Annotated in this window: 10 protein-coding genes and 1 pseudogene; 4 read left to right on the forward strand and 7 right to left on the reverse strand. The window is 63.1% G+C overall.

The features are described 5' to 3' along the window. Window positions 1-49 precede the first annotated feature (49 nt). The 7 genes and pseudogenes from wecB to OCT48_RS19505 all read right to left on the reverse strand — a co-directional run. Window positions 50-1,171, reverse strand: a complete 1,122-nt coding sequence (wecB, locus tag OCT48_RS10255) for a non-hydrolyzing UDP-N-acetylglucosamine 2-epimerase (RefSeq protein ID WP_412031042.1) — start codon at window positions 1,169-1,171, stop codon at window positions 50-52. A 70-nt stretch (window positions 1,172-1,241) separates the two neighbouring features. Then, window positions 1,242-3,155, reverse strand: a complete 1,914-nt coding sequence (gene cysN, locus OCT48_RS10260) for a sulfate adenylyltransferase subunit CysN (protein WP_263589078.1) — start codon at window positions 3,153-3,155, stop codon at window positions 1,242-1,244. A gap of 74 nt (window positions 3,156-3,229) precedes the next feature. Further along, window positions 3,230-3,508, reverse strand: a complete 279-nt coding sequence (locus OCT48_RS10265; RefSeq protein WP_263589079.1) for a four helix bundle protein — start codon at window positions 3,506-3,508, stop codon at window positions 3,230-3,232. 127 nt (window positions 3,509-3,635) lie between these two features. After that, entirely contained in the window at window positions 3,636-4,484 is an 849-nt protein-coding gene (cysQ, locus tag OCT48_RS10270; RefSeq protein WP_412031001.1) for a 3'(2'),5'-bisphosphate nucleotidase CysQ, read from the reverse strand. A gap of 13 nt (window positions 4,485-4,497) precedes the next feature. Continuing rightward, window positions 4,498-6,264: an SLC13 family permease gene (locus tag OCT48_RS10275; RefSeq protein ID WP_263589080.1), complete on the reverse strand. Its 1,767-nt coding sequence runs from the start codon at window positions 6,262-6,264 to the stop codon at window positions 4,498-4,500. Window positions 6,265-6,647: 383 nt separating this feature from the next. Next, on the reverse strand, window positions 6,648-7,295 hold the full coding sequence (locus OCT48_RS10280; protein WP_318152485.1) for an MBL fold metallo-hydrolase RNA specificity domain-containing protein: 648 nt from the start codon (window positions 7,293-7,295) through the stop codon (window positions 6,648-6,650). 79 nt (window positions 7,296-7,374) lie between these two features. After that, window positions 7,375-7,548, reverse strand: a pseudogene (locus OCT48_RS19505) (MBL fold metallo-hydrolase); the annotation flags it as partial. An 894-nt stretch (window positions 7,549-8,442) separates the two neighbouring features. Here OCT48_RS19505 and OCT48_RS10285 point away from each other — a divergent pair. The 4 genes from OCT48_RS10285 (at window position 8,443) to OCT48_RS10300 (ending at window position 12,949) form a co-directional block, all read left to right on the forward strand. Then, window positions 8,443-9,693, forward strand: coding sequence for an HD-GYP domain-containing protein (locus tag OCT48_RS10285; RefSeq protein WP_263589081.1), 1,251 nt, complete (start codon window positions 8,443-8,445; stop codon window positions 9,691-9,693). A gap of 368 nt (window positions 9,694-10,061) precedes the next feature. Next, window positions 10,062-11,087: a TRAP transporter substrate-binding protein gene (locus OCT48_RS10290; protein ID WP_263589082.1), complete on the forward strand. Its 1,026-nt coding sequence runs from the start codon at window positions 10,062-10,064 to the stop codon at window positions 11,085-11,087. After that, window positions 11,084-11,644, forward strand: coding sequence for a TRAP transporter small permease (locus OCT48_RS10295; protein WP_263589083.1), 561 nt, complete (start codon window positions 11,084-11,086; stop codon window positions 11,642-11,644). Before OCT48_RS10290 ends, OCT48_RS10295 begins: the two co-directional genes overlap by 4 nt. Next, on the forward strand, window positions 11,645-12,949 hold the full coding sequence (locus OCT48_RS10300) for a TRAP transporter large permease (RefSeq protein ID WP_263589084.1): 1,305 nt from the start codon (window positions 11,645-11,647) through the stop codon (window positions 12,947-12,949). The last annotated feature ends 50 nt before the right edge of the window (window positions 12,950-12,999 follow it).

Here is a 12,999-nt window from a genome sequence, read left to right on the forward strand (position 1 = left end):
AGTGAGTGGGTAAAAAGGGCTTGGACAGAGTGGCAACGCACCGCGGTTCCTAGAGAGTGCCGGCCAGCGTCTCGAGAATGCGACTGCAGGCCTTGCCGTCCCCATAGGGATTGTGGGCATAGCTCATCGCCTCGTAGGCGCTGCTGTCGGTCAGCAGGCTGTGCAACTCACCGACGATGCGTTCCACATCGGTTCCGACCAGCTTGACGGTACCGGCATCGACGGCCTCGGGGCGCTCCGTGGTATCGCGCATCACCAGCACGGGCTTGCCGAGGGACGGCGCCTCTTCCTGGATGCCACCGGAATCCGTCAGGATCAGGTGGGCGCGGTTCATCAGGTAAACGAACGGCAGGTAATCCAGGGGCTCGATCAGGTGGACGTTGTCGATGTCCGAGAGCAGCCGCTTGACCGGCCCGAGCACGTTGGGGTTCAGGTGCACCGGATAGACGATCTGGCAATCGGGGTGGGCCGCCGCCGTATCGTGCAGGGCCTGGCAGATGCGCTCGAAACCGCCGCCGAAGCTCTCGCGCCGATGCCCGGTCACCAGGATCAGCTTGCGATCGGCGTCGAGGAAGTCGAACTGTTCGGCAAACTGCTGCTGGAAGCGACGGCTGTCCTCGAGCTTGCGGACCACATCCAGCAGCGCGTCGATCACGGTATTGCCGGTGACATGCACCTTGGCCGGGGCGATGCCCTCCTCCAGCAGGTTCTGCCGGGAGCGATCGGTGGGTGCGAAGTGCAGCTCGGCCAGGGCCCCGGTGAGCTTGCGATTGGCCTCTTCCGGCCAGGGGCTGTAGATGTTGCCCGTGCGCAGGCCGGCCTCCACGTGCCCCACGGGAATCTGCTGGTAGTAGGCGGCCAGGGTGGTGGCGAAGGTGGTCGCCGTGTCGCCATGCACCAGCACGATATCCGGCTTGACCTCGCCCAGCACGCCCTTCATGCCCTGCAGGATGGCCGTGGTCACGTCCGTGAGGTCCTGACCGGGCTTCATGATGTTGAGATCGTGGTCGGGTACCAGTTCGAACAGGTCCAGCACCTGATCGAGCATTTCCCGATGCTGGCCGGTCACGCACACTTGGGCCTCGAAACGATCATCGGCGGCGAGGGACAGGGCGAGCGGCGCCATCTTGATGGCTTCGGGACGCGTACCGAATACGCAGAGAGTCTTGATGGTCATAAAAGGGGGTGTTCCTGTCTTCTTCAAGCGGGAAGTTTTGCTTGGCGTCAGTCCGGTCTGACCACTACAGCGCCTTTAGCAAAAGATTGATCACTTCCTGCTGATTCATGAATTCGGTATTGACCGTCACTTCAGCGGCCTTGGGCACCTCATAGGGGCTATTGATGCCGGTGAAGTCCCGGATCTTGCCTTCGCGAGCCTTGTGGTAGAGCCCCTTGGGATCGCGCTGCTCGCAGATATCCAGGGGCGTATCCACGTGAACTTCGATGAAATCACCATCGTTGAACAATTCGCGGGCGGCGTCACGGTCGGCGCGGAACGGCGAGATGAAGGCGGTGATCACGATGATCCCGGCTTCGGCAAACAACCGGGCCACTTCGCCCACGCGGCGGATGTTCTCGGCGCGATCCGCCTCGCCCATTCCCAGATCCTTGCACAGGCCATGGCGGATGTTGTCGCCATCCAGCAGCATGGTGTGGTAACCGCGACGGTTGAGCTCCACCTCCAGGGCATTGGCCAGGCTCGACTTGCCGGAGCCGGAAAGCCCGGTGAACCAAACGCACTTGCCGGAGTGGCCCTTGAGATGCTCGCGCATCGCCTGTGTCACGCTGGCGCGGTTCCACACCACGTTGGCCTTGCTGTCGTGCTCACGGAACTCGTAGGGCAGCTCGCTATCCAGCGGCCGGTGAATCATGCCGGCGCCCACGGTGATATTGGTCAGCCGGTCGATGATGATGAAGCTGCCGGTGCCGGGGCTGGTGCGGTAGTCGTCGACCGGGACCGGGGCAGTCAGTTCCAGTTGGCAACGGGCAATGGCGTTGAGATCCAGATGATCGGCGTGGCGCTGCTCGAGGGTGTTGACGTCGACCTGGTAATCGATCGCCTTCACCTTGCCGGCCACATCCCGGGTGGCCAGCTTGAGGTCATACAGCTTGTCCGGTTCGAGGGCCGTCTCGTGCATCCAGACGATGTCGGCCTCGAAGCCGTTCGCCAGCGGCACCTCGTCATCCTCCGCGACCAGCCAGTCGCCGCGGGAGATGTCGATCTCGTCTTCCAGGGTCACGGTGATCGCCTGGCCCGGATAGGCCACCTCGAGATCGCCGTCCCAGGTCACCAGCCGCGCGACGGTGGAGACCTTGCCGGACGGCAGTGCCCTCACCCTCTGCCCCGGGCTCATCACGCCGGCCGCCAGGGTGCCGCAGTAGCCGCGGAAATCGAGATTGGGCCGGTTGACGTACTGCACCGGCAGGCGCAGGTCGCGCCGGTTCTGGTCGTGGGTGATCTCGACGGTCTCGAGCAGCTCGAGCATCGCCGGCCCTTCGTACCAGTCCATGGCTTCGCTGCGGTTGACGACATTGTCACCCTTGAGCGCCGAGAGCGGCACGAAGCGAATGTCACGCGCGCCGAGCTTGTCGGCGATCACCTGGTATTCGGCGACGATTTCGTCATAGCGCTCCTGCGAGTAGTCGACAAGATCCATCTTGTTGATGGCCACCACCAGGTGCTGGATGCCCAGCAAGTCGGCGATGAAGCTATGACGACGCGTCTGCGTCTGCACCCCATACCGCGCATCGATCAGGAGCACCGCCAGGCTGGCCGTGGACGCCCCGGTGGCCATGTTGCGGGTGTACTGCTCGTGCCCCGGGGTGTCGGCGATGATGAACTTGCGCTTGTCGGTGGAGAAGAAGCGATAGGCCACGTCGATGGTGATGCCCTGCTCCCGCTCCGACTGCAGGCCATCCACCAGCAGTGCCAGGTCCACGGCGTCGCCGGTGGTGCCGCTGGTCTTCGAGGCCTGGGTGATGGCGGCCAGCTGATCCTCGTAGATCATCTTGGAGTCGTGGAGCAGCCGGCCGATCAGCGTCGACTTGCCGTCATCCACGCTGCCGCAGGTGATGAAGCGCAGCAGGTCTTTCTGCTCGTGCTCTTTCAGATAGGCTTCGATGTCTTCCGAGATCATCGTGGATGTATGGGACATTGCCAAAGTCCTTAGCCACAAGCTGGAAGCTTGAAGCTGGAAGAAACTCCAACCCCTTTAGCTACGCAGCCGATTCATTCTTTGGTGAGTTTGCCGATCAACCCTGAGAGCATGGCGGCAATCTCCCTTGTTTCCTGTATCCATCGGTTGCCACAGGCCTTCTCGATGTAGCCGATATCGATACCGATGTAGATCTGTGTTCTCAACTCAGCGCATGAGCCCTTGGCAATCAGCAAGAAGTGCCGTTTGTCCTTGGACGTTCCACGCGTCATGCCCTCGGCGATGTTACTGGGGACCGAAAGCCCGGATCGGGTGATCTGATCCTTGAAACCAAAGTCACGCAGGTCACGCATTACCTTGTAGAGCTAGGCCGAAAGCCTAGCCGACCGCTTCCATACTTGAAGCTTCTCGAAGTCCATCCCTCCCCCTCCCTCATCCTGTTATGCCTACAAGGTAGGCCAAGGACAGAAGGGGTTCTCTTCAAGCTTCCGGCTTCAAGCTGGCCCGCAGGGCCTCTTCCCAGCGTTCGTCCCGCTGGCCGCAGACGATGAAGAAGGGGTTGAGCACGCTTTCCTGCTGGTTGCAGCGCAGCGGTTCCAGGGTATGCGCGTTGAGCACCTCGCCGCCAGCGGCGGTGACCACCGCCTGGGCGGCGGCGGTATCCCACTCGCAGGTCGGCGCCAGGCGCGGGTAGAGATCGGCCGCGCCTTCGGCGACCAGGCACAGCTTCAGCGAGCTGCCCATGGAGACCCGCTCGTGGGCCGGCAACGCGGCACAGAAGGCCTCGCACGCATCCGAGCCGTGAGAGCGACTGCCGACGACCTTCCAGGCCTCCTGTTCGGGGGTCGGCAGCGGGCGAGTGGCAATGGGGCGGCTGGGGCCATCGGCCATCTGCTTCCAGGCGCCCTGCCCCTGCTGGCCGATCCAGGTCGTCCCGCCCTTTTCTCCCACGGCGGGCGCATGGACGATACCGAACACCGGTACCCCCTCCTCGATCAGCGCCACGTTGAGGGTGAACTCGTCGTTCTTCTTGATGAATTCCTTGGTGCCGTCCAGCGGGTCGATCAGCCAGTAACGGCTCCAGGCCTGGCGGGTCGCGAAGGGGATCTCGCCGGATTCCTCGGATAGCACGGGAACCTCGGGCGCCACGTCTTGCAAGAGCGCCACCAGGGCATGGTGGGAGGCCATGTCCGCCTCGGTCAGCGGGCTCTCGTCGTCCTTGGCCTCCACCTCGAAGTCACCCCGGTAGATATCGAGAACCGTCAGGCCCGCCGCCTTGACACCAGCGATCAGCCGATCCCGCATCTCGCTTGTCACAAAATCCGTCACAATATCTCCTTGGTCAGAACGGCCATACCACCGGCACCAGCACCACCGCCGTCGTCCCGACGATGAGGCTCAGGGGGGCGCCGAGGCGTACATAATCGAGGAACCGATAGCCCCCCGGTCCCAGCACCATCAGGTTGGTCTGGTACCCCAGGGGGGTCATGAAACTGGCCGAGGCGGCGAACATGATCGCCACGGTGAACGGCATATAGCTCACGCCGAGCTGCTCGGCCATGGCGATCGCGATGGGAAACATCAGCACGGCCGCGGCATTGTTGGTAATCAGCTCGGTAAAGATCACCGTCATCAGGTACACCAGCGCCAGCGCCGCCCAAGGTGCCAGGTCATCGCGGAACATCAGCCACTGGGCGATCTGGCTGGCCGCGCCCGTCTTGGTCATCGCCTCGCCGAGGGCGAACGAGGCGCCGATCACGATCAACACGGAGAGATCCACATAGCGGCGGGCCTTGCTGGCCGGCACGCAGCGCGTCGCCAGCATGGCGCCCCCCGCCAGCAGCGCCGCCTCCAGGATACTCAGCCAGCCGCTGGCACTGGCCAGCACCATGCTTGCCAGGATCCCCAGTGCCAGGGGCGCCTTGCGGAAGTCCGGCGGCGTGGAGTCGTTGAGGGCGCTGACCAGCAGGAAATCCTTGCGGTAGCGATACTGGTCGACGAAGTCCTGGGCCGTTTCCAGCAGCAGGGTATCGCCCACTTGCAGGGAGATGTCGCCCAGCTTGCCCGGGAGCCGCTTGCCGTGCCGAGAGATCGACAGGATGACGGCCTGATAGCGCGAGCGGAACCGCGACTCCCGCACGCTCTGGTTGAGACCGGCGAAATCCGGCCCGATGACCGCCTCGACCAGGCAACGGCGATGGTGGGCGATGTCCAGCTTGCGCACGTCTCCGCCGGCGGGTCGCAGGCCATGGATGCGACGCAGCTCCCTGGCACACTCGGGCGCCCCGATGAAGATCAGCACATCGCCGGCCTGCAGCTCGGTGTCTGGCGGCACGGCCGTGAGCAGGTGGTCATGCCGCTCGATTTCCGCCAGGTAGCCATGGCTGAGGTTGCGCAACCCCGCCTCGGCGATGGTCCTGCCGACCAGGGGGCCCTTGTCCAGGACCGACACCTCGACGGCATATTCCCGCGCGGTTTCCAGCTGCTCCAGGGCCCCCTGGCGGTTGGGCAACAAGCGGTCGGCGAACAGATACAGGAAGCCGCCCCCCACGATCAGCAGGGGAACGCCGACCCAGGCCAGCTCGAACATCGCCAGGTGGGTATTCATCTCGGTCTGCAACAGCCCATCCACCACCAGGTTGGTACTGGTGCCGATCAGGGTGCAGGTACCGCCCAGGATGGCCGCAAAGCTCAGCGGCAGCAGCAACTTGGAGGGAGGCAGGCGGAGGCGTCCGGCCCATTCCTGGACGGCAGGAATGAACATGGCGACCACCGTGGTGTTGTTCATGAAGGCGCTGAGGCCGGCGGCCGGCAGCAACACCCGCAGCTGGGCCAGCCGCAGGCGCTGCGGCTGGCCCAGCATCCGATGGGCCAGCCACTGGACGGCGCCGGTCTCCTTGAGCCCTGCCGCCACCACATAGAGGGTGGCGATGGTCATCACGCCGGGATTGGAGAAGCCGGTCAGGGCCTCGGCAGGCGTCAACACACCGACGACCATCAGAAACGCCAGGGCCCCGACCAGGATCACGTCGGGCGCGATACGACTGAAGGCAAGCGTGGCGAGGACCGCCAGCACGGTCCCCAGGGAGAGCAGCATCTGCCAGGTCATGCGTGCCCCAGTCCTACGTCAAGCGAATCCATCATGACCGTCCCTGGCTCGAGGCATGTCGAATGGTGGGAGCCCGAGCCTGGCGGCTCACCCAAACGCCGGGCACGCTACCGCCCGGGGATTCTCCCGGGCTTGTTCCCACGCCCTTCAGATACAGGGGGACCGCCGGGCGAGCCTCGCTCCCCGTGTCGACCCCCGTCGATGATGCCGTCATTCTACGCAAGTGCTCGAAAGGGCTCTACGCTCACCGCCGGCCACACGCCGAGAGCGATGCGCAGAAGCTAAGACGGCTTGGATCAGGAAGGATACAGACCCACCGCCAAGGCCACAACGCGGCGTAAATCGGGGACGGGTACGGATTCCCGCGAGGAACCGGGATAGCCTCAGTGGGCCTCGGTGGCGAGCGTCACCTCCAGGGCGTGCCCCGCCTCTTCGGCCCAGGCCTCGAGGCTCGCCTTCAACGCCCGCTTCGCCTCGGCCTCGCCATGCACCAAGCGGATCTCCCGGGGCGAGTGGCGCATGTGCCGCACGAAGTCGAGCAGGTCGCGGCCGTCGGCATGGGCCGAGTAGCCCGCCACGCTCTCGACACTCGCGCGGATCTCGATGCGCTCGCCACCGAGCCTCACCCAGCCACCCCGGGGGCCGTAGCGCTGGATGTCACGCCCCGGGGTGCCGGCGGCCTGGTAGCCAACGAACACCACGGCGTGGCGCGGATCGCCGAGCATGCGCTTGAGGTAGTTGACCACTCGGCCACCGCTGACCATGCCGCTGGCGGCGATCACCACCGCCGGCCGGCCGCTCTCGGCCAGGTAGTCCAGGGTACGCTCATGTTCCTCGTGGCTGCCCACGGTATAGAGGCTGTCGAAGCTCAGCGGGTGGCGGCCATGGTCCAGGCGGCGACGCGCCTCGGCGTCCCACCAGGGCTTGAGCTCGCGATACACCGCGGTGAAACGCGATGCCAGGGGCGAGTCGACGATGATCTCGAGCGCGCGCCAGCTTTCGTCCCCGTCGCCATGGATCAGGCCCTCCAACTCGTAGAGCAGCTCCTGGGTAGGGCAGCCGGCCGATATGGTCGATATGCACGTGGGTGACCACCAGCGCCAGCACGTCGTCGACGGGGAAACGCACCCGGTGCCGTTCCAGACCATCCTGCCCCTCGGCGTCCTGGCCCTGGAAGAGTCCGCAGTCCACCAGCAGCGAACGATCCTCGGCTAACCGCAGGCGATGGCAGCTACCGGTCACGCCGTCGGCGCCGCCGTGATGCTCGATACTTGGATACGCCATGGCACGGCCTCCCTGCCGGATGATATGCCCGCGATTCACCCGCCAGTGTAGCCCGGTGCGCCCGGGCTCCGCCCCTAATCGGGGACAGGCACCGAAAGCGGTACAGATTTCCCCTGAATCGGGGACGGGTACATATCTCTCGTTCGACGCTTAGGCGGAGGGCATCGCGGGCTTCGGAGATCCTCCCCATGGCACGCCAGGCTCGGCTCCTGGTGCCGAATACGCCGCTGCAGCTGATCCAGCGCGGCAACAATCGCAGCGCCTGCTTTGCCGCGGATGACGACTGCCGAAGCCGCTTCACCGCAAGGCGATCCTCGAGGGGCGATATCGCTCCTGCCTGCTGGCAGCCCCCTACCTGCTCGTTTGCCACTCCTATATCGAGTTGAATCCCGTCCGCACCGGGATGGTCGCCAGCCCGGCGCCTATCGCTGGTCCAGCTATCGCACCAACTCTCAGGGAGAGGCCGATCGATTGATCACCCCCCATCCCACCATCGCGGCGCTCGGGACGAAACTCGAGCAGCGCTGCATACGGGACAGGCACCTAAAAACCATAGCCAATCGTCACCCCAAGGTCCCCGCCAGATGCTGTCATCGTCACGATCGCGCAGGTCATCGGTCACACAGGAACCGCTGATCGTCTCCCGCGTCGAGAATTCGAGCTGGGTCTCCCAGCGTTCCTTGACGCATCCGTTACGCCGGCCCTGGCGCTTTTCAATAGCGTTGCGCTCAAAAAATATTGAAAAAACAATCTTTTAAGAAAAAAACCTCGTAACATCCTGTAACAAACCTCTTGCTTAGTTACGCCGAGCCTGCTAATACAAAAGAGCTAAGCTGCCACATCACCTGAGTAGTTAGCAGGGTCAGGGGCCATCTCGGACGTAAGGATATTACAATGATGACAAATGATGATATCCCAGCCTACAGGAACCTAATCAACATTCCTGCTTCAGAATTACGAATCGGGATGTATGTTGCTGAGTTAGATCGCCCTTGGCTCGAAACACCCTTTCCACTAGAAGGTGTCCTCATAGCAACAGAAGGCGACATTAAGCAAGTAAAAAAATACGCCAGCACGGTTTATATATCTGTTGGAGAATCATATAGCACCCCAGGCTCCCCTATACGCAACACAGTTTTTAAAAAAGAAGGCAAACCGTTCACAGAAACAGGCAAGCGCGTAAATCTCGAAGTCAGCCCCCCTGTTGAAAAAGAGATCAAGAGGATAAAAAAAGAACACTACGGCGCCAAGGGAATGATAAAGAAATTGATGTCAGACAAGCAGAACTGGCACAAGAACATCCCTGAAACCAGAAGGGTCGTGAAAAGCTTTGCCGACTCCATTGCAAGAAACCAAAACGCCCTTTACTGGCTAACCAGAATCAAGAACAAGAACGAGTACACTGCCGAACACTGCCTGAATGTCGGCATTTTAGCAATGGTATTCGCCAAGCACCTCGGCTGGGAGCCGCGCAGAATTGAAGAAGTCGGCCTATCAGGAATGCTGCATGACGTGGGAAAGATGAACATCCCTATTGAGATACTGGACAAACCAGGAAAGCTGAGCGAGGAGGAATTCGAAGTAATAAAAAGGCATGTCCTGGAAGGTTACAAGATTCTAAGCAGCGACAGCACGTTACCCGAAACAGTCTTGAACACGAGTCGCGATCACCACGAGCGAATGAACGGCAAAGGATACCCCTATGGAAAAAAAGGGGCAGACTTATCTGATGAGGCGAAACTCATAGCCATTGTAGATACATACGATGCCATCACAAGTGACCGAGTATACAGCCCAGCCGAACCGCCCACACATGCCTTAAAGGTGATATATGAAAACTCTGGAGAACTCTTTGACAAGCTCTTAAGCGTTAAATTTATTGAATGCATTGGGATCTATCCCCCCGGGTCATCTGTAGAGCTAAACACGGGGGAGACTGCTATTGTGATAGAACAAGCCCCTGAAAAAAAGCTTCAACCCAAAATCTTCATCCTTCCGAAAAGAGAAACGCAACCCATTTCAGAGGGAACATTCCTGGACTTGAGCAACCAGAAAAGCTTCTTCGAGAGAAAAATAACAAGAGCAATACCAGAGGGTCGTCTATCAGACATCGCAGAAGAAGTCTTCAGAATCATAGCGTTATAACAAAACAACGCCGAGATCTGAAAATGAAAAAAAGATACTGCGCAAGAAAGCGGAGAAACCCCACGTTACTATTCTTTCAGCTAGCCCCACTAGCCATAGCATTGATTGTTGTTAAAAGTTGTGGAGCAATCTAGAAGACACTCCCAACAAGGGGAATTCAATTCCCAGGATCGGCGGCCTCAAGTTCCAAGCGCAACACTATTGAAGGGTTCTCGATCGGAGACCGCCCACCTAATACGACCCCGATCGGCCCGCCAGTGGCCACGTGCCGCCAACAGAACATTAGAGGTCGCTACGGCACCCCCAGGCCAAGGCAAATTTCAGGATGCTGAATCAGCAAACGATAACAACGCATAAGGAACCCGCTGATGCCTGGCACCTCTCGCCCACCGTTCGCCGTTGCGGCGTTTCCCCTGTTGGCCCTCGGCCTGGCCGCCTCTGCCCTGCCGGCCCACTCGGCCACGCGCATGGACTTCTCCAACGAATACAACGCCAGCTCGATCCATGCCCAGGGCGACGCCTGGTTCATCGACCGGGTCGAGGAGCTGACCGACGGCGACGTCGACATCACCCTGCACACCGGCGGCGCGCTCGGCTTCCGCTCCGGGGATCACTTCTACGCCGTGGCCGACAACGCCGTGCAGATCGCCGACAGCCTGTCCGGCACCCTGGGCGGTATCGATCCCCTCTTCCTGCTGTCGTCGCTGCCCTTCGTGGCGGACGATGTCGAATCCGCCCACCGCCTCTACGAGATCGCCCGACCGGAATACGAGAAGGTCTTCGAGGACAACGACCAGATCCTGCTCTACGCCTCGCCCTGGCCCGCTAGCGGCATCTGGTCCGAGGGCCCCGTCACCAGCATGGCGGCGCTCGAGGACCTCAAGATCCGCAGCTATGACCGCAACGGCACCGCCACCCTGGTCAACGCCGGCGCCTCGCCGGTGAAGCTCTCCTGGGCCGATGTGGTGCCCCAGCTCGCCACCGGCGGCATCGAGGCGGTGCTCACCTCCGCCGAGGCCGGCGCCAACGGCAGCTTCTGGGAACACCTGAGCGACTTCAACGCCATCCACTACGCCGTGCCGCTCAACATGGTGCACATGAACCGCGATGCCTTCAGCGAGCTGAGCGAGGCAAACCAGCAGGCGATCCTCCAGGCCGCCGAGGAGACCGACGCCCACAACTGGGAGGTCGTGGAGGAACGCGTGGCGCAGAATTACGCCGAACTCGAGGAACACGGCGTCAGCATCCACGATCCGGTGCCGGCCGAGTTCCACGACGGCCTCGAGCAGGCGGCCCAGCCGGTGGTCGACGACTGGGTCGAGAGCACCGGTGAGCGCGCCAGCCGTGTCCTGGAGGCGTTCCACCAGGAGAGCCGCCAAGAGAGCGGCCAATGAGTTCACAGCATCGCCGTGACGGCGCCGGCTTCCCCGGCGTCGCCACCCTCCTGGTCGATGCCCTCGGCCGGCTGTCCGGCGCCCTGGCGGCGCTGGGCGCCGGCCTGGCCATGCTGCTGGTGGTCTACATGCTCGGCCATATCCTGCTCGAGATCGGCCTGCGGCTGTTCGGTCGCTCCACCTTCATCCTCGACGAATACATCGGCTACAGCGTCGCGGCGATGACCTTCCTCGGCCTGCCCTATGCCCTCGAGAAGGACGGGCTGATCCGCGTGGCGCTCGTGCTGGAGCGCCTGCCCCGGGCCTGGCGCTGGCCGCTGGAGCTCTTCGCCAGCGTCTCGGCGCTGCTCGCCTTCGGCTGGCTGGCCCGCTACTGGACGCTGGCCGTGCAGCGCAGCCAGGCCCGCGGCATCGTCAGCGAGACCCTGGCCCAGACGCCGCTGTGGATCCCCCAGGGCGCGGTGCTCGTCGGCCTGTACCTGCTGTGCTTCGTCCTCATCGTCCGCTCGCTGCGCATCCTGGTGCAGCGCCACGCCTTCGCCTCCGGAGACCACTGAATGGAGATGCTACTCGTCGGCGCCGGCGTCATCGGCCTGCTGCTCGGCGTGCTCGCGCTGGGCAGCTGGGTGTTCGCCGGCCTGGTCATCGTCGCCATGCTGTCGCTGTGGGGGCTGGGGGACTTCGACGCCGAACGCATCGGCCTGATCCTCTCCAAGATCCTGTTCCGCGCCGCCAACAGCTGGGAGCTCTCGGCCATCCCGCTGTTCATCCTGATGGGCGAGCTGATCTTTCGCTCCAACATCTCCGAGCGGCTGTTCCGCGGCCTGACGCCGCTCACCCGCCGCCTGCCCGGCGGTATCCTGCACACCAACGTGCTGGGCTGCACGCTGTTCGCCGCCGTCAGCGGCTCGAGCGCCGCCACCACCGCCACCATCGGCAAGATCACCACCCGCGAACTGGCCCAACGCCGCTACGACCGTAACCTGTCGATCGGCTCGCTGGCCGGCGCCGGCAGCCTGGGGCTGTTGATCCCGCCCTCGATCGTGATGATCGTCTACGGCGTGCAGGCCGAGGTCTCGATCAGCAAGCTGTTCATGGCCGGCGTGCTGCCGGGGCTGCTGATCGCGGCCCTTTACGTCGGCTACGTGGCCCTGCGCAGCCTGCTCGACCCTAGCGTGGCCCCCAGGACCGAGGACACCGGCAGCGGCGTGTTACAGGCGTTGCGCGACCTGGCCCCCGTGCTGGGGCTGATCGTGATCGTCATCGGTGCCATCTACAGCGGTATCGCCACGCCCTCGGAGGCCGCCGCCGTGGGTTGCGCCGCCACCCTGGCGCTGCTGCTGTGGGAGCGCCAGCTGACGATCTCGCTGTTCATGGACGCCCTGCGTGGCGCGCTGATCAGCGCGGTGATGGTGTGCAGCCTGCTGGTGGCCGCGGCCATGCTCGCCACCGCCATGGGCTACCTGCACCTGCCCAGCGAGCTGGCCGGGTGGATCGCCGAACAGGCCTTCTCGCCGGTGGCCCTGCTGCTCGCCATGGCGCTGTTCTACGTGCTGCTGGGGCTGTTCCTGGACGGCATCTCGATCACCGTGATGAGCCTGCCCATCACCCTGCCGATCATCGTCCAGGCCGGCTACGACCCGCTGTGGTTCGGCGTCTTCCTGGTGATCATGGTGGAACTGGGGCAGATCACCCCGCCGGTGGGCTTCAACCTCTTCGTGCTGCAGGGGCTGACCGGCGAGAGCATCGGCCGCGTGGCGCTGGCGGCGGCGCCCTTCTTCGCGCTGATGTGCCTCGCCGCACTGATCATCAGCGTCTGGCCGACCATCGTGCTGTGGCTGCCGACGGTGCTTTCCGGCTAGCACGACACCAGGCCGGCACGGCTCGGCCCCCAGAAACGCCGACGCCCGGC

Source organism: Halomonas sp. M4R1S46 (assembly GCF_025725685.1).
In the GTDB taxonomy this organism is placed as follows: Bacteria; Pseudomonadota; Gammaproteobacteria; order Pseudomonadales; family Halomonadaceae; genus Halomonas.